This window comes from Sinorhizobium sp. RAC02 (genome assembly GCF_001713395.1).
Classification (GTDB): domain Bacteria; phylum Pseudomonadota; class Alphaproteobacteria; order Rhizobiales; family Rhizobiaceae; genus Shinella.
In genome coordinates this window covers 1002750-1019881 of the sequence record NZ_CP016452.1, presented here as the reverse complement: position 1 = coordinate 1019881, position 17132 = coordinate 1002750, and the positions used below count along the sequence as shown (strand labels likewise).

Here is a 17132-nt window from a genome sequence, read left to right as displayed (position 1 = left end):
TGGGCGCGATCCGGCAAGCCGAACCGCGCGCCGGTGGATGTTACTGGGTGACCGTGTAGTCGACGCCGTACCACTTGACAGACAGCTTGCTCAGCGTGCCATCCGCCTGCATGGTCTTGACGGCCTCGGCGATCTTTGTGCTCAGCTCCGCGTCGCCGTGTTCGACGGCGACCGCCAGCGGCTCGAAGAACACCGGCTTGCCGAGCTGCTTGATCGGGTAACCAGCCTTTTCAGCATCGAGAATGCTCGGCAGCGACGAAACGACGGCGTCGAGACGCGTGCCATCGCCAAGGCGCAGGTCATCGAAGGCGGTCGTCGAGTTGGCGTAGGATTTCACCTGACCCGGCTTGAATGCGTAGTTAAAAGCCGGCGCGCCAGCGGCATCTAGCGTCAGGTCCTGGTTGGCATAGGCCTCGAAGGTAGAGGTCGCCGTCACGCCCACACTTTTGCCCTCGATATCCTCGAGCTTTCCGGCCTTACTGTCCTTGTGCACGGCGACAGCTGCTGGGGTGTAATAATAGACGGCTGGGAAATCGAAGAGTTCGGCACGCGCCTTGGTCGGCGTCATCGATCCGATATGCATGTCCCAGCGACCCTGCCACTTGCCGGCGGTGATGATGTCCCAGCCCGGCGTCACGAATTCGACGGAAACACCGAGATGCTTGCCGATCTCCTTGGCGACATCGACGTCGAAGCCGTCCATCTCGTTCTTGTCGTTGACGAAGGATTGTGGTGCCCAGTTGGCGTCCGTCGCGACCTTCAGCGTCTTGGCAGCGAGCACGCGGTCCAGCACTTCGCCGGCCTTGGCGGGCACGGCGGCAAGCGAAAGAGCAATAGAGGCGGCGAGCGCCGCAACTGTCGAAATTTTCATCATGTGTTGTTCCCTCTGTCTATTGTTGCTTCGTGGACGGCGCGGCTTCCTCTTCCCGCCGTTGTGAATAATCTTGCGGCCTGTGGCCGATCCGGTCTTCCGGCGTTCCCAAGCAGCGCCTGCCGCCAGTCTCCGCTGGAATGACGGAAATCAAGCCGGTCCTTCCCCGGCCATCTCGGCCCGCACCGCGCGCGCCACGCGAAAAGCCTCGACGCCGGCCGGCACGCCGCAATAGACCGCGATTTGCACCAGCGCCGCCTGGAGTTCCCTGTCCGTCAGGCCGTTGCGGATCGCGCCGCGAAAATGAAGGCCGAATTCGTGCATGCGGTTGCTTGCCGCCAGCATGCCGAGGTTGAGAAGACTGCGCTGCTTGAGATCGAGGCCGTCATCCGTCCAGGCCATGCCCCAGCAATACTCATTCAAGAGATCCTGCAGAGGCGCGGCGAAGGCATCGGCGCCTTTCGTGGCGCGGTCGACATAGTCGTCGCCAAGCACGCGTCGCCGCACGGCCTCGCCTTGTTTGCGCAGCGCCTCATCCATCGGCCGCCTCCTTCTTTGTCAGGAACGTGGCCATGGTGTCGGCCACGACGTCCGGGGCTTCGATCAGGATGGAATGGCGCAGGCCGGGGAAGATGGCGAGCGTCGAACCGGGAATGCGCTCGTGCATGTAGCGGGCCATGCGCGGATTAGAGCCTACATCGTCCTCGCCGGTTGCAATCAGCGTCGGGCAGCGGATCTGGTCGAGAAAACCGCCGAAATCCGTTTCTGCGAGCACCCGGTAGGCGGAAGTGTAACAATCCGGGTCGTTCTCCGCATCGCGCGCCCGAAGCCAGGCGATGGTGTCGGGGTGCGCGTCCTGGAAACCTTCCGTCAGCCAGCGGGACAGCGAGGCATTGTGGTGGTCGGATGGCGTACCGGCCTGCAAAGCCGCGAGCCGCGCCAGAACGCGTTCGCGCTCCTCCGGCGTCCGGCCAGCGACCGTGGAGAGCAGCACGAGCCGCCGCAGCCGCGGAAGATGCGTCAACGCGAGGCGCTGGGCGATCAGGCCGCCGAGCGAAAAACCGGCGAGATTGAAGGTCGAAAAACCGGCCTTGTCGGCAAGTGCCAGAGTCTCGGCGACAAAATCATCGATCTCGTAGCGACCCTTGATACGGCTCGACCGGCCGTGTCCCCTGAGATCGAAGGTGAGGATCGTGAAGCGGTCCTTCAACCGCTCCACCACGCCCGACCAGGCCTCCAGATAGGAACCGACCCCATGGATGCAGACGAGCGGTTCGCCGCCGTCGCCATCAATGCGATAGTTGAGCGTAACCTCGCCGACCCTGTGCTCCAGCGCCTTGCCCATCGTCAGCGCCCCGCAACTGCCCGTTTGCGCTCATTTTCGCGCGCGGCGAAGACGGGCATGACTTCCTTCACGAAAAGCTCGATCGTGCGCTTTTGCAGTTCGAAGAGCAGGTTGAAGGTGAGGCCGAGGCAATATTGGTCGACACCGGCCGCCTCGAAGACCATCAGCTTCTCGATCACCTCGTCCGGCGTGCCGAACATCAGGTTCTTGCGGATGTTTTCCGGATTGTAGTTTTCCTTGCCCCGCACCGCTTCATAAGGCACGGCCTCCGGAAAACCGTCCTGCACGGTACCGACATTCTGCATCAGGTTCTCGAAGGCGCGGCCATAGTCCATGCTGTGCTGCACGGCCCTCTCCCAGCCGTCCGGCCGATCGTAGACGCAGGTGCGCCGCTGCATCATGAAACGAGGACGCGGCACCTCCGGATGGTCCGCCACCGCGCGGTGAAACTTGTCGGAAAGAACCTGGATTTCCGCAGCCGGGGCGGAAAGCGGCGTCGAAAGGATGCTGGCGCCGTTGGCGATTGCCCAGTCGAAGGTACCGGGATCGCGCGCGGCGACCCAGATGCGCGGGTGCGGCTGCTGCAACGGTTTCGGCACGGCGGCGGTCACCGGGAACTTCCAGTAGTGTCCGTCATGGGCATAGTCGCCGGCCCACAGCTTCTTCACCGCCGGCACCAGCTCCTTCAGATAGGCGACGCCCTCCTGCTGCGGCATGCCGCCGGCCATCCGGTCGAATTCGTACTGGTAGGAACCGCGCGCGATGCCAAATTCCAGGCGGCCGTTCGTCAGGTGGTCGCAGAGCGCGGATTCGCCGGCGAGCCGGATCGGGTTCCAATACGGCGCGACCAGCGTCGAAGTGCCGAGCCGGATATTGTCCGTGTGCTGCGCCAGCCAGACGAGCGTCTGGAACGGGTTCGGCGAGATCGTGCATTCGAGCGTGTGGTGCTCCGCCGTCCAGAGCATCTCGAAACCGCCCTCGTCTGCCATGCGGGCCAGCGTCAGGAGGTTGTTCTTCACCGTGGCCATCGGCACATCCGGCGAGAAGCGTTCCATCGTGAGCGAGACTGCGAACTTCATGGTTCTGCCTTTCGATGCTGGTTATTTGAGGCGGATGACGAAGGGGTCCTGCATGGCGCCGGAATAGTCGATGATGACGTTCTTCAGACGCGAGAACTCGTGCATGACCTCGAAGCCACCGCGCCGGCCGTAACCGCTTTCCTTGAAGCCGCCATTGGCCGACATGAAGGAGGCTGAGCGGTAGGTGTTGATCCAGACGGTGCCCGCCTCGATGCGGTTGGCAAAGCGCAGCGCCCGGTCGATGTCCTTCGTCCAGATGCCGGAAGCGAGGCCGTAACGCGTGTCGTTGGCCAGTTCGATCATCTCCGCCTCGTCGCGGAAGGGCATGACGCCCACCACGGGTCCGAAGAGTTCGTCGCGCATGAACGCCATGTCGTTTTGGGCATCGACCATGACCGTCGGCTCGAAATACCAGCCGCCCGGCGCGAGATCGGCCTTCTGCGGTCGCCCGCCGCCGACGGCGACTTTCGCACCTTCCTTCACCCCCGAGGCGACATAGGCCGCGACCTTCGACAGTTGGTCGGCAAGCGCCAGCGGGCCGACATCGGTATCCTCGGCAGTTGGCAGACCCACCCGGATACGCTGCGTGCGGGCGACGAGTGCATCGATGAACCTGTCGTAGACGCTCGCCTCGACGAAGCAGCGCGAGCCGGCAACGCAGGTCTGGCCCGCCGCGGCAAAGACGCCGGAGACGACGCCATTGACCGCATGCTCGATATCGACGTCGCCGAAAACGACGTGAGGCGACTTGCCACCAAGCTCCATGGAGCAGGGAACGAGGTTCTGTGCTGCATTGCTGGCGATGCGCCGGCCGGTCGCCGTGCTGCCGGTGAAGACGTATTTCGCAACGCCTGGATGACGGGTCAGCGCTTCGCCTGCACTCTGGCCGGTGCCCGTCACCACATTGACCACGCCCGCCGGGAAACCCGCTTCGTGGATCAGTTCGGCAAGTGCCAGCGTGGACGCCGTGGCATGCTCGGACGGCTTGATGACGACGGTGTTGCCGATGGCAAGGCACGGCGCCAGCGTGCCGGTCAAAAGCATCAGCGGAGAATTCCACGGCGTGATCATGCCGACGACGCCGAACGGTTCGCGCAGGTTGATGTTCAGCGTGTCGAGCCGGTTGATCGGGATCGTGTCGCCCTGCAGCTTGTCGGCCATGCCTGCGAAATAGTGGTAGCTGTCGGGCATGGCGCGCATCTGGGCGCGCGTCTCTTTCAGAAGCTTGCCATTGTCGCGCGTCTCGATTTCGGCGAGCGCATCGGCATTGGCGCGGACGAGTTCGGCGAGGCGCCGCAGCAGAGCACCGCGGTCGGTCTGCGTCATGCGCCGCCAGTCAGGATTGCGGAACGCGGCGCTGGCGGCGGCGACAGCGACCGCCACATCGTCCGCATCGGCTTCGGCGAACTCGTACCAAGGCTCGCCCGTCGTCGGATCGTAGCTCCGGATATAATTGCCGCCCTTTGGTGCCACGAATTCACCGCCGATGAACAGCTGCTGGCGCGAATCTTCGATGGTGCTGACTGTCGTCTTCATGTCATTGTCCTTGGTCTTGGGAGGCCTGGAGCCAGGCGCGAGCCTGCCCGTCGATCATCGCGACGCGGCCGCCATCGTCAGAATCCATGTAGATGCCGAAACGACCGGCCTGGCGCTCCTGCACGTAGCGCCGCAGCATGGAGCGCAGTTCGTGGGTGGCGATCGCGTCGTAAGGCAGGTCCTCGACGGGAAAGAAACGCAAGGTGTCGGGCAGGCTGATCTGCGCACCCTCCCCGGCCAGTCGCGCCCGGTAGACGAGATATCCGGGATCGCTGTCGGCAACGTCGAAGACGGAATAGAGGAAGGTTTCCTCCGGCACGAGGCGCAGCGCATCGCCGCCGTCCAGCACCAGTTCGCGGTCGGCCTTGCGCCGCCGCGCAGAGGGCAGCACCCACCCCCCTTTGCCGTCCGAGCACAGCAACAACCCGTCGCCAGCCTCGATGAGATAGCCGATGATCATGCCGTGCGAAGCAAGCCATCCTGCCGGCAGCGGGTCCTTCACGCTGGCATAGCGCCCTCGGCAGAAGCCGAGCGGTGCTGTCGGGCTGGTGCCAAAGGCGCGCACCTGGCCGATCAGGATCGCATGATCGCCGGCATCGACGGAACTGGTGAGGCTGCAATCGAACCAGGTCAGGCTGTCCGTCAACACGGGCGCGCCCGTATGCACCCGGTCATGATTGACCGATTGGAATTTGTCCGGCGACTTTGAGGCGAAGGTCGCCGAGACATCGACCTGACCTTCATGCAGGATATTGACTGCGAAACAGTTCGCCGCGGTGAAGGTGGCATAGCTGGACGCCGATTTGGCGACACAGACGAGCAGGAGCGGCGGATCTAGCGAAACGGAGGTGAAGGAATTGGCCGTCATGCCACGCGGCGTGCCGTCGGCCTCGCAGGTGGTGAGGACCGTAACGCCGGTGACGAAGGTGCCGAAGGCGCGGCGAAGCGCGACGGGGTCGATCGGTGCGTCCTGTGCTGTCGCCTCATCCGCCATGCCCGCAATCTCTCTCCTCATTTCGTTGGGAGGACGCTACCCGGCGCGGGCGGCGGGTGCTTCCCGCTGAACGGAGGAGACGATGGTGTTGTTCTGCTGCGGTTCGGAGGAGAGGCAATAGGGGGCGGCAATGGCCTTTACGCGTTCAGCGCTCGCCGAAGGCATGATTGTCGATGACACTGTGGAGACGAAGCGCAAGTTCCACGGAAAAGCGTCGTTCCGGCGTTTCCACGTCGATGCCGAAGAGTTCCTGAATGCGCGCCAGCCGGTAGCGCAGCGTCGTGACGTGAAGGCCGAGCCGGTCCGCACAGGCTTGGCTGCGGCAACCTTCCTCCAGATAGGTGGAAAGTGTTTCCAGATAGGGCGTGCCGTTCTCCCGGTCGTGCTCGGCGATCGCCCCGACACTATCGCGCACGAAGCTGCGCACGTCGCCGACGTCGGCTGCGGAAACAAGCATGGGCAGCGGCCCGAAATCCTGCGTGGAGAGCGCGCCCGTCAACCCGAAGGAACGGCCGATGCGGATCATCCGGCTGCATCGTTCCCAGGCCGTGGCATAATCATCGAGACCGCTGCAACGGCTTCCGGCAACCACGATCGGCGGCTCGCCGAGATAACGGCCAAGCTCCTCGGCGATACGGCGCATGAGCTTCGTGGTGCGTTCCTGCCGGTGTCCAGCCTCATGTTTGATGAGGCAGACGACGCCGCCATCGATCGCCACGAGTCCGGCCTCGATCGAGGCCTGTTGCATGATGCGCGAAAGCGTGTGCTCCACATCGATGGAACCGCCGCCAAAAGCCTTTGCCCGCTCCGGGAAATCGACCACGATCATCTGCTGCGGCAACGACAGATCAAGCCCGAGCCGCGCGGCACGCTGGCCAATATCGGCCGCATCCCGCCAGCGCCGCTCGACGATCTCGAAGAAAAGCTCGCTTTGCGTGCGCGTCTCGAAGCGGAAACGCAGGAAGCTGCGCATCATCTGGACGCTGAGTGCGAATTTCGCACTGTCCAGCATTAACTGGTCCAGCTCGCCTTCAGCAGCCGCGAAGGGGAAGATCACCAGCGCCCCGACCAGCTGGCGGTCGACCATCAGCGGTTCGGCGCGGGCGGAGACGCGCAGCCGTCGCGCGCCGTCCTCAAGGAAGATCGGTGTGGTTTCGGTGCTGCCGCGTTCCACCGCCTCCCGCGCCGCGCGGATGAGCACACGGGCAAAGGTCGTGGGCGCCGCCGCCTGCCAGGCGGCATCGTCGAAATCCGTCGCCAGCGGCGAGCGCCCGGCGATCACCTGGTTGACGGTGAAGTCCACGACGACGAGCGGGTTGGGCAACAGTCTTCCCACCATCGCGGCGAGCGAAGAGACGGAACCGTCGCTGAGCACGTGCTCCAGCAGCGAGGTATGTGCCGCAAGCGCCCGGACGAGCCGCTCCGACCCGCGCTTTTCCGCCGCCAGGCGGTGCTGTTTTTCGACGGCGATCGCGCCGAGGTGGATGATCGTTCCGAGGAAGGCGAGGTCGTCCTCCGTGACCTCGGTCACCGTGCGGGCGATGACGCTCAGCACCATCGGTCGGCCTTCCGCATCCGCGCAGTCCATCGGCATGACGAGCACTGTCCGGTAATCGCGCTCGAACGCCTCCTTGCGGTAGCCTGGGAATTCTTCACTCTCGCGCGCATCGCGAATATAGACGGGTTCGTTGCGCTGGAGCGCGATGAGCGATGGGCTGGTCGCGAGTTCCCAGCGGTCCGGCAGGTCGCGCTGGAGGAGCGTCGGATCATGCCGCACGATAACATGGGCATAGCCGTGCGCCGCATCGATGCCCATGATGGAGCCGAGCGCCCAGTTGGCGTGCCGGCAGGCGGCCGCGATCAGGTGCTGCAGCACGGTCGACAGATCGCCGCCGCTGTTGATCTGGCTCGCGACATCGCGAAGCGACAGTATCCGTGATTTCTGGTCCAACGCGCTGCGCATCCTCGTTAAAGAGCGGTGATAATGCGGCGGGGCGGCGCTGAAATCTACTTGTTTTCGGAGGATGACATGCTGCTCCACTCCTCCGGATACTAGGAAGACCAGGCGCGATCACACGCTAGGTTGCGGCAAGTTCAACAGACGGTGGAAATGACATGGCCCTCGACATCCGAAAGATCTGCACCTTCCTCGAGGAGACCCATATCGAAGGCGGCAAAGCCGCGCCGCGACCGTTCAATGTCGTTGTCGTCGCCGCCATCATCCGCAACCCCTGGGCCGGCCGGGGCTTCGTTGAGGACCTCCGCCCGGAGATCATCCGCATTGCCGGGCCGCTCAGCACGGAAATGACCCGTCGCCTGCTGGCGCAGATGCCGGCGGAGACCATCGAAGCCTGCGGGAAAGCCGCCGCCGTCGGCGTCAATGGCGAAATCGAACATGCCTCGGCGATGATCCACACGCTTCGCTTCGGCAATCCGTTCCGCGATGCGATCGGCGGCACCAACTACCTGGAATTCGCCAACACGCGCAACGCGCCCGGCGCCCTGCTTTCCCTGCCCATGATGCACAAGAGCGAGAACGGCAAGCGTTCCCATTTCCTGACTGCGAACTACCAGATCGCCGACGCCCCGCATCCGGACGAAATCGTCGTCGCCATCGCAGCCGCAGACGGCGGGCGTCCTCACGCCCGCATTGCCGATCGCTTCCAGGACATTGCAGAGATGGAGGCGGAATTCTCACGTCCTTGAGGGTGCCTGAAGGCGTCATTGCTGCAAATGCCTACCCGGGTGGCTGCTCTTGATAATCCCGGACGAAGACGCTTGGCAGCAGGCGGATCGCATTCTTTCCTTGTCTCAGCATGCAAACATGATAGTTTTCATCATCTTTAAGCCAGCCGAGATTGACGAGGCGCACGGCATTCGATGAAGAAGAGCGGCTTCAAACGGTGAGTTATCTGCACGCGATGACCTGCTATACCGAGGGCATCAAGGTCCTCGCGCCGGTCAAATGGCGCAGCCTTGATGGTCTGGTGGGTGTATTCTGGGATGCCGAAGGCCAATCCGGCGCAAAGGGGTACTATCTGTCCCCCGATCCACGCATCGTGATTTTCTTCAGCGACGTGTCGCCCTTCATCCAGATGACCAACCGCGAAGGCGGAATGGCTGCGCACGCCCGTCCCATGACGCGGGCAGTCTACGTGCCTGCCGGCGTGCCGCTCTGGACCAGCTTCACGTCCTCGCACCGTTTTTCCCATCTGGACCTGCACCTGCACAAGGACCGGATGCTGCGCTTCCTGTCGCCTTCGGTCGGCATGTCCTGCGCGCTTGCGGCCCTTCGCCGCCCGGTCGAGATCCAGGATGTCGGAGCGATCGAAACACTGGCGGGCCTGCTGGTCGACGAGGTCTCCACCCCGACGAAACACGCGGTTTATGCGGAAAGCCTTGTTGGCAGCATCGTCAGCGGCCTGCTCGATGTTTCTGACCACGGAACGGAACTTCCCAATGGCAGGTTGACCCAGGCGCAGCTGAACAAGCTCATCATGCACGTCAACACGCGTAGCGATGGCCGGCTGAGCGTCGCCGAAATGGCCGAAACGGTTGGTCTTTCCGAAAGCTGGTTTGCCAATGTCTTCAAGCAGACGACCGGCAAAACACCGCTACAGTGGCAGCTCGCCAGGCGCATCGACCTTGCACAAAAGCTGCTTGTGGAAAGCGAACTGAGCATAACGGACATCGCCGCCCAGCTCGGCTTCTCCGATCAGGCGCATCTGACGAAAACCTTCCGGCAGATCGTCGGAGGAACACCCGCCGCGTGGCGGCGGATGCAGCAGTTCAACTAAAGACGTCACGCCCACCCGAAAAGCTTCGGGCGGCGCATTCCTCACCAGGTCTGGCGCAGCGTCGCGTAGACCGCACGGCCCGGATTGTAGAAATCGGCCCCAAAGCCGCCGTAATCGACATGCTTGCGGTCGAACAGGTTGCTGACATTGAGTTCCAACGCGGTGTTTTCAAAGACCTTGTAGGTAAAGGCCGCATCGACAACGAAGTTGCTGCCCGTCTTTACCGTGTTCGCGTCGTTGAAATAGTAGGCGCCGGTATAGCGTCCGCCGAGCCCGAACGTCATGTCGCCGCGCCGGCCATTTCCTTCAAGCGTGTAATTGACCCAAAGCGAGGCGATGTGCTCGGGAACGTGATAGGGGCGATTGCCTCTGTTCGGGTCCTTTGGATCGATGATCTCGGCGTCGAGATAGGAGTAGGCGGCCGTCAGGCTCCAGTTGTTCGTCAGCTCAGCTTTTGCCTCGAGGTCCAGGCCCTTCACGCGCATGCCATCAAGCTTCTCCCAGCTGTTCGTCGCTGCGTTGAAGCGCGATACATCCGTCTTGGTCAGGTCATAGACGGAGGCCGTGAACAGGGCCGGAAAAGCCCCAGGCTGATATTTAATGCCGAGCTCGATCTGTTCGCCACGCTCGGGATCTACGCCAAAGGCCGGGGGTGCAACCGATTCGGCATAGGTCACGTAAGGCGCGATCTCATCGGTCAGCCGATAGGTCAGGCCGATACGCTTCGTCAGTTCGCTGACATCCGCTTCCTTTGTCGTGGACGCCAGATTGTTCGTCTCGCTGAGATCCAGCCAGTCATTGCGCAGCCCGGCCGTAACGATGATCTTATCGGCAAAGGTCAGCTCCTGCTGCATATAGAGGGCCTTGCCCTTCTGGTCATTGCTCGTACTGGCAATCAGCGGAAGCGATGTCGGCCGACCGGTATAGATGGGGTTCGTCCAGTCGATACTCGGCGCCGGCCCCCAATAGGTGTCGTTGTCACCGGCAATGCTGTTGTACTCGGCACCGATCAGGGTGCGGCTTTCAACATTGTCGAAGCTTGCTTCATATTGCAGGTGCGCGTCGATGATGAACTGGCGGCTGGATGCCTCATTGCCGAAGAAGGCGCGAGACGCGGTATTCGAGCCATCCGTCGATGTGCCGGAAATGTACGCGTAGCCGAAATCGGTGTTCGTCTTGCTGTAGCGCGCATTCGTGTTGAAGGTGAAGCCCGAGCCGAAATCATGGTCTAGCATGACGCTGACTGTGTTCCTGTTGGTGCCACGGTAGTTGTAATCCGGCTCACCGAAGAAGCGGTCGCGATCGAAATCCGTCCCGACCGGGTGGCCACCGCTGCCCGGCACGCCATCCTTGTTGAGGTGATCGTAGACGATGGAGAGGCTGGTGGCGTCGGTCGGCCGCCAGGTCAGGCCACCCATGAAAAACTTTTCATCGTCGCGCGAATAGTCGTATTCGGCGTCGGCGTCCCTGAGCTTGCCGGTGAAACGGTAGGAAAGTGTGTCGTCGCTGGTCAGGTTGTCGCCGAAATCGAAACCCACTTCCTTGCGGTTGAACGACCCGCCCGTGATATAGGCTTCGCCGAATTTCTCGCTCTTCGGTCGCTTGGTTACGAAATTCACCGCGCCGCCCGGATCGGAAACACCGAAGACCGTGGAATTCGCGCCCTTCAGCACCTCGACGCGCTCGAAGGCATAGGCCTCTTCGCGCACCCCGCCGAAGGGGCGACCGAGGACCAGGCCGTCGCGATAGGTGTAGGCGTCGAAGCCCCTGATCTTGAAAAAGTCATAACGATCATCCGACCCGTAGAAATCCGTGGTGACGCCGGCGGTATATTGCAGCACCTCCTCGACGGTCTCCGCGCCACGCTGCTGGATTTCCTTGGCGGTGATCACGGAAACCGAGGCGGGCGTATTGAGAATCTCGGTCGCCATCTTGCTGCCGCTCGAGGTCTTCGTCGCCACGATCGATTTCGCATCATTGTCGTAGTTTACGGTGGTGCCGGTGCCCTCGATGACAATCGTTTCCAGAACCGTCGCGGAGCCCGCCTCCGCCTGCTGCGCGCGCAAAGAAGCTGGTATCAGGGCGACGAGGGCCGTGCAGCCGAGAAGCATCACGTTTCGGCACCGGGTAAGATGCAGCCGCTTGTCGTCGCTAGTTTGCTTGATGTTCATCATCGAATCCAGAATTGAGTTGCGCTCGCTGGCAGCCGGCAAACCGTTGGCATGTCGATACCAGCCGGAACACAAATGCCCTCACAGCCTCAAGCCCCTCTCAGACCGATGCAGCGGTGCGCGATGTTCCTTGGGAGCGTCAATAACTTGAGATATCTAGTCTAGTATTGTAGATTCCCCCGGTTTTGTAGGAAACTACGGAAACTTCGCGGCTCTCCGGGAAAGACATGGGCATTCGCCTTGACGCCGCCCGGTGAACCTGAAACGGAAACTCCACTTTAAGGACCATGGAGGGTTTCGCCAATGCCGCGGCTCTTGCGTTTTTGCGCAGCACTGCTCATCGCATGCCTCTGGGCATTCACCTCCGGCAACGCCCGGGCTTCGGACGACACCATCTATCCCATCGTCATCAAACACGCCTTCGGCACGACGACGATCACGAAAAAGCCTGAGCGGGTGGCGACGGTCGCCTGGGCAAACCACGAGGTCCCGCTCGCGCTCGGCATCGTGCCCGTTGGGTTTGCAGCAGCCAATTTCGGCGATGACAATGGCGACGGGCTGCTTCCCTGGGTTGCCGACAAACTGGCGGATTTGAAGGGTGCGGCGCCCGTGCTGTTCGACGAGGGCGACGGCATCGATTTTGAAGCAGTCGCTGCGACGAGGCCTGATGTCATCCTCGCGGCCTATTCCGGACTGAGTCAGTCGGACTACGATACGTTGAGCCAGATCGCCCCGGTCGTGGCCTATCCCGGCTCCGCCTGGTCGACGGACTGGCGCGAGATGATCCGTCTCAATAGCACGGGCCTCGGCCTGGCTGCCGAGGGCGAAGCGCTGATCGTCCGCATCGAGAAAGAGATTGCCGATACGGTCGCGGACTACCCCATCCTGAAGGGCAAGTCGGCCATCTTCGTTACCCATCTCGACGTGACGAACCTCAGCACGGTCAATTTCTATACGGCCAACGACACACGGGTGAAATTCTTCGCCGATCTCGGGTTGGTATCCCCGAAAAGCGTGCTGGAGGCGACGAAGCCGGGCCAGTTTGCAGCCAGTGTCAGTGCGGAACGGGTCGATGCCTTCGGCGATGTCGACATCGTGGTGAGCTATGGCAGCACGCCGCTGCTCGACGCCGTGAAGGGCGACCTGCTTCTTTCGCACATGCCTGCGGTCCGCAAGGATGCCCTCGTCATGCTTGGCCAGAATCCGGTCGGAACCGCCGCCAACCCGACACCGCTTTCGATCTCCTGGGTGCTAAAGGACTATGTCGGGCTTCTTGCCGAAGCCGCCGGGAAGGCGCAATGACGGCGCAGGCTGCCAAGGCACAGGGCATGCCGCGGCTTGCCGGGCGCTCGCGTCGCCTGCACACCCTGTGGCTGTTCTCGCTTGCAGCTATGCTCATGCTGCTCTCGGCCCTGTCCGTCGCGGTCGGCACGCGCGACGTCGGCTTTGACGATATCTCCGCCGCGCTCGGTGGACAGGTCGAGACGATCGGTCAGGCAGCGGTGGCCATGCGGATTCCCCGCACGCTGCTCGGTCTTCTGGCGGGCGCCGCGCTCGGCCTCGCTGGCGCGATCATGCAGGGTGTCACGCGCAATCCGCTTGCCGATCCCGGCATTCTCGGCGTCAATATGGGCGCTTCGCTTGCGGTCGTGGTCGGCGTTGCCTGGTTCAGCATCGATACGATCCATGCCTACATCTTCACGGCAATCCTCGGCGCCGGTGCGGCGGCGGTCTTCGTCTATGTCATCGGCTCGCTCGGGCGCGGCGGCGCGACGCCGCTCAAGCTGGCACTTGCCGGAGCGGCAACCTCCGTCGCCTTCTCGTCGTTGGTCATCGCGGTCGTGTTGCCGCGCAACGATATCGCCGGCGGCATCCGGGCGTGGCAGATCGGCGGCGTCGGCGGCGCGACCTTCGAGCGCATCTACCCTGTTCTGCCCTTCCTGGCGGTGGGCTTTGTGATCAGCCTGCTTTGTGCGCGCAAGCTGAACGCTCTTGCCCTCGGCGACGACGTCGCTGCCGGCCTCGGCGAGCACGTCGCGCTCACCCGCGCGGTCGCCGCATTCGGCGCCATCCTGCTTTGCGGAGCGACAACGGCGATCTGCGGTCCAATCGCCTTCCTGGGCCTCATCGTGCCGCATCTCAACCGCCTGCTGGTCGGGAGCGACCATCGATGGTTGCTGCCGTTTTCCGCGCTCGGCGGCGCCGGCCTGCTGCTCGCCGCCGATATTGTCGGCCGCATCATAGCGCGGCCGGGCGAACTCGATGTCGGCATCGTCACCGCGTTCATCGGCGCACCATTCTTCATCTGGATCGTACGCCGCCAGCGGGTACGGGACCTGTGACCATGCTTCTTGCGCCCGTGACCGACATTATCGTTGACAACCGCCGCCGCCGCACCCGCCGGCACAGGCTGGTCGTCGCTGTTCTTCTCGCCCTTCTGGCCGCCGCCTTTGTCATCACCCTGTTGCTTGGGCAATCGTTCACGCCGCCTCGGGATATCCTGCGGGTCCTGATGGGCGAAGACGTGGCGGGCGTTGCGTTCACGGTCGGCCAGCTCCGGTTGCCGCGCGCGGTTCTGGCAATCCTCGCAGGCCTCAGTTTCGGGCTGGGAGGCGTCGCCTTCCAGATCATGCTGCGCAATCCGCTGGCCAGCCCCGACATTATCGGCATCAGCTGGGGCGCCAGCGCCGCGGCGGTCTTCGCCATTGTCGTCCTCGGCCTGAGGGGACCGATGGTATCGATCCTCGCGGTCGGCGCCGGGCTCGGCGTGGCACTCCTGGTCTACGGACTGTCGTTCCGCAACGGCGTTGCCGGCACGCGCCTCATTCTCGTCGGCATTGGTGTCTCCGCCATGCTGGAAAGCGTCATCGCCTACATCCTCTCCACGGCCCCGGCCTGGAGCCTGCAGGACGCCCTGCGTTGGCTGGCCGGCAGCGTCAACGGTGCGCAGCTTGGCCAGACGCTGCCCCTGATAGCATCCCTTGTCGTCTTCGGCGGCCTGCTGCTGAGCCGTACGCGCGACCTCGAGGCCCTAAGACTGGGGGATGACACCGCCGCAGCGCTGGGCGTCCGGGTCTCCCGAACGCGGGTGCTGATCATCATTTCCGCCGTCGGCATGATCGCCAGCGCCACAGCCATATCCGGGCCGATCGCCTTCGTCGCCTTCCTGTCGGGGCCGATCGCCGCCCGGATCGTCGGGAACAACGGATCGCTTCTCGTTCCTGCCGCTCTGGTGGGCGCCGTGCTCGTGCTGGTGGGCGACTATTGCGGCCAGTTCCTGCTGCCGAGCCGCTATCCCGTGGGCGTGGTCACCGGCGCATTGGGTGCCCCCTACCTGCTTTTCCTGATCGTGCGCGTCAACCGATCCGGAGGGTCGCTATGAAACCCCACGCCCTTGTCGCAAGCCGGCTCTCCGCCGGCTATGGCGACACCCGCATTCTGGAGGGGCTGGACCTCGCCATTCCCCCGGGCAGCATCACCGTAATCGTCGGCGCCAATGCCTGCGGCAAGTCCACGCTGCTGCGTACGATGTCACGCCTCTTGTCTCCGCAGCAGGGGCATGTGCTGCTCGATGGCAAATCGATCCATCGCATCCCCTCGCGCGAGTTGGCGCGCACCCTAGGCCTCCTGCCCCAATCGCCGATTGCGCCGGAAGGCATAGCCGTTGCCGATCTCGTCAGCCGCGGGCGACATCCCCACCAGGGCGTGTTCTCTCGCTGGACGCGCGAGGACGACGAAGCCGTTGCGGCGGCACTTGCGGCAACCCGCACCGTCGATCTTGCTGAAAGACCGGTCGACGAGCTTTCCGGCGGACAACGCCAGCGTGTCTGGATCGCCATGGCGCTGGCGCAGCAGACGGAACTCCTGCTGCTTGACGAGCCGACGACCTTTCTCGACATCAGCCACCAGATCGAAGTGCTGGACCTCCTGACCGATCTCAACCAGACGCGCGGCACCACGATCGTCATGGTGCTGCACGACCTCAACCTGGCGGCACGCTACGCGGACCACCTCGTCGCCATGTCGGATGGCCGGCTGCATGTCTCCGGCAGGCCGGAGGATGTGCTGACGGAAGAAAACGTGCGGCAGGTCTTCGGCCTGGAAAGCCGCATCATCACAGACCCGACATCCGGGCGGCCGACCATGTTGCCGATCGGACGACATCGGATGATCACAGGACAGGCCGGCGCTGCCGGCAAGAACGATACCGCCCCGATCCGGGCATTCGAGAGCGAGGACCCGTCATGACCGCAGTCGCGGAATTCAAACTTTCCGGCATAGCACTGCCGAAGGATGCCGAACGGATGCTCGACGAGGTCTGCGAGCACTTCATCGAACACGCAGAGGTTCAGCGCACCGCTGGTACCGCGCTGCTCACGAGCGAAACCGGCACTGCGCATATGCGCCTGGAGGATGGCAAGCTTCTGATCGAGCTGGTCTGCCCGACGCAGGATGCGCTCCAGATCAGCCGCACCGTCATCGCCGAGCATCTCTTCTACTTTGCCGGAGACGAGCCGTTCGAACTTGCCTGGTCCGAACCGGCGCCCCGCACGCGGCTCGCCAACCTTCACGAGGTGACGGTCGTGTCGGCAAAGGACGTGACACCGCATATGCGGCGCGTAATCGTTGCCTGTGCGGATGCCACGCCCTTTGTCAGCAGCGACATGCATGTGCGGCTGCTCATTCCGCCTCGGGGGCGGGAGCCGGTCTGGCCGGGTCCGCGCGACGATGGCCGCATTGCCTGGCCGGAAGGCGAGGATACGCTGCTGTCCCGTGTCTATACGATCCGCGCTGTCGATGTGGAACGGCGGGAGCTGTGGATCGACTTCCTGCAACATCCCACGCCCGGCATAGCAACCCCGGGCGCCGACTTTGCCCGGGATGCGCAACCGGGCGACCGATTGGCGCTGCTCGGGCCGGGCGGCGGCAATATGCCGGAGGCAGCCTCCATTTTCCTCGTTGGCGACGAAAGCGCCCTGCCCGCCATTGCCCGCATCGCCGCCGAAGCGCCGACGGGCACACATATGCAAGCCATCATCGAGGTGCAGGATGCCGCGGAAGAGCAATCGCTTCCCACCGCGGGCACGCTCGACGTGCGCTGGTTGCACCGCGGGACCTATCCCGCCGGCACGAAGAACATGCTCGCAGAAACGGCGAAGGCGGCCTTTGCCTCCGTCGATGGTGAGACCTTCGTCTGGGTGGCCTGCGAGAAAGACGACGTGCGGATAATCCGCGGCTTCCTGAAGAGGCGGCAACATGACAGGAAGCGGATGTATGTGGCCTGGTATTGGGAGCGCGAAGTGGTGGCGGCTTAGCCCGAGCGCCGGAGCGCGATGGCC

15 protein-coding genes are annotated in these 17132 nt (G+C 63.4%); 7 read left to right on the top strand and 8 right to left on the bottom strand.

Going from position 1 to position 17132, the window contains the following annotated elements; translation table 11 throughout:
- Nucleotides 1–40: 40 nt before the first annotated feature.
- The 7 genes from BSY16_RS25855 to BSY16_RS25825 form a co-directional block, all read right to left on the bottom strand.
- The gene (locus BSY16_RS25855) at nucleotides 41–874 is read right to left on the bottom strand and encodes a transporter substrate-binding domain-containing protein (protein ID WP_069062663.1); all 834 of its coding nucleotides are present in this window, start codon (nucleotides 872–874) and stop codon (nucleotides 41–43) included.
- Between the two features lie 147 nt (nucleotides 875–1021).
- Entirely contained in the window at nucleotides 1022–1411 is a 390-nt protein-coding gene (locus tag BSY16_RS25850; protein WP_069062662.1) for a carboxymuconolactone decarboxylase family protein, read from the bottom strand.
- Complete coding sequence (locus BSY16_RS25845; RefSeq protein ID WP_069062661.1) at nucleotides 1404–2216, bottom strand: alpha/beta fold hydrolase; 813 nt, start codon at nucleotides 2214–2216, stop codon at nucleotides 1404–1406. The genes BSY16_RS25850 and BSY16_RS25845 overlap by 8 nt, the downstream gene beginning before the upstream one ends.
- A 2-nt stretch (nucleotides 2217–2218) precedes the next feature.
- Complete coding sequence (locus BSY16_RS25840) at nucleotides 2219–3295, bottom strand: LLM class flavin-dependent oxidoreductase (protein ID WP_069062660.1); 1077 nt, start codon at nucleotides 3293–3295, stop codon at nucleotides 2219–2221.
- 21 nt (nucleotides 3296–3316) lie between these two features.
- A complete protein-coding gene (locus tag BSY16_RS25835; RefSeq protein WP_069062659.1) occupies nucleotides 3317–4831 on the bottom strand; it encodes an aldehyde dehydrogenase in 1515 nt (504 codons plus the stop codon).
- A gap of 1 nt (nucleotide 4832) precedes the next feature.
- Nucleotides 4833–5825, bottom strand: a complete 993-nt coding sequence (locus BSY16_RS25830) for a flavin reductase (RefSeq protein ID WP_069062658.1) — start codon at nucleotides 5823–5825, stop codon at nucleotides 4833–4835.
- A 145-nt stretch (nucleotides 5826–5970) separates the two neighbouring features.
- On the bottom strand, nucleotides 5971–7776 hold the full coding sequence (locus BSY16_RS25825; RefSeq protein ID WP_069062657.1) for a helix-turn-helix domain-containing protein: 1806 nt from the start codon (nucleotides 7774–7776) through the stop codon (nucleotides 5971–5973).
- Nucleotides 7777–7940: 164 nt separating this feature from the next.
- Here BSY16_RS25825 and BSY16_RS25820 point away from each other — a divergent pair, with 164 nt between their 5' ends.
- Together BSY16_RS25820 and BSY16_RS25815 are read left to right on the top strand one after the other, a co-directional pair.
- On the top strand, nucleotides 7941–8531 hold the full coding sequence (locus BSY16_RS25820) for an amino acid synthesis family protein (RefSeq protein WP_069062656.1): 591 nt from the start codon (nucleotides 7941–7943) through the stop codon (nucleotides 8529–8531).
- Between the two features lie 215 nt (nucleotides 8532–8746).
- Nucleotides 8747–9622, top strand: coding sequence for a helix-turn-helix domain-containing protein (locus tag BSY16_RS25815; protein ID WP_069062655.1), 876 nt, complete (start codon nucleotides 8747–8749; stop codon nucleotides 9620–9622).
- Between the two features lie 41 nt (nucleotides 9623–9663).
- Here the strand turns inward: BSY16_RS25815 and BSY16_RS25810 are convergent, their stop codons facing one another.
- A complete protein-coding gene (locus BSY16_RS25810) occupies nucleotides 9664–11793 on the bottom strand; it encodes a TonB-dependent siderophore receptor (protein ID WP_069063701.1) in 2130 nt (709 codons plus the stop codon).
- A 303-nt stretch (nucleotides 11794–12096) separates the two neighbouring features.
- Between BSY16_RS25810 and BSY16_RS25805 the strand changes: the two genes are divergently transcribed.
- Genes BSY16_RS25805 through BSY16_RS25785 form a run of 5 tightly spaced genes read left to right on the top strand, consistent with a single transcriptional unit; the run spans nucleotide 12097 to nucleotide 17108 of the window.
- Nucleotides 12097–13095 carry an iron-siderophore ABC transporter substrate-binding protein gene (locus BSY16_RS25805; RefSeq protein ID WP_083243116.1) on the top strand — a complete coding sequence of 333 codons (999 nt, stop codon included), beginning with the start codon at nucleotides 12097–12099 and terminating at the stop codon, nucleotides 13093–13095.
- Nucleotides 13092–14135, top strand: coding sequence for a FecCD family ABC transporter permease (locus BSY16_RS25800; RefSeq protein ID WP_069062654.1), 1044 nt, complete (start codon nucleotides 13092–13094; stop codon nucleotides 14133–14135). Before BSY16_RS25805 ends, BSY16_RS25800 begins: the two co-directional genes overlap by 4 nt.
- Nucleotides 14136–14137: 2 nt before the next feature.
- The gene (locus tag BSY16_RS25795; RefSeq protein WP_069062653.1) at nucleotides 14138–15175 is read left to right on the top strand and encodes a FecCD family ABC transporter permease; all 1038 of its coding nucleotides are present in this window, start codon (nucleotides 14138–14140) and stop codon (nucleotides 15173–15175) included.
- On the top strand, nucleotides 15172–16041 hold the full coding sequence (locus BSY16_RS25790; protein WP_069062652.1) for an ABC transporter ATP-binding protein: 870 nt from the start codon (nucleotides 15172–15174) through the stop codon (nucleotides 16039–16041). Before BSY16_RS25795 ends, BSY16_RS25790 begins: the two co-directional genes overlap by 4 nt.
- Nucleotides 16038–17108: a DUF2218 domain-containing protein gene (locus BSY16_RS25785; protein WP_069062651.1), complete on the top strand. Its 1071-nt coding sequence runs from the start codon at nucleotides 16038–16040 to the stop codon at nucleotides 17106–17108. Before BSY16_RS25790 ends, BSY16_RS25785 begins: the two co-directional genes overlap by 4 nt.
- Nucleotides 17109–17132: the final 24 nt, after the last annotated feature.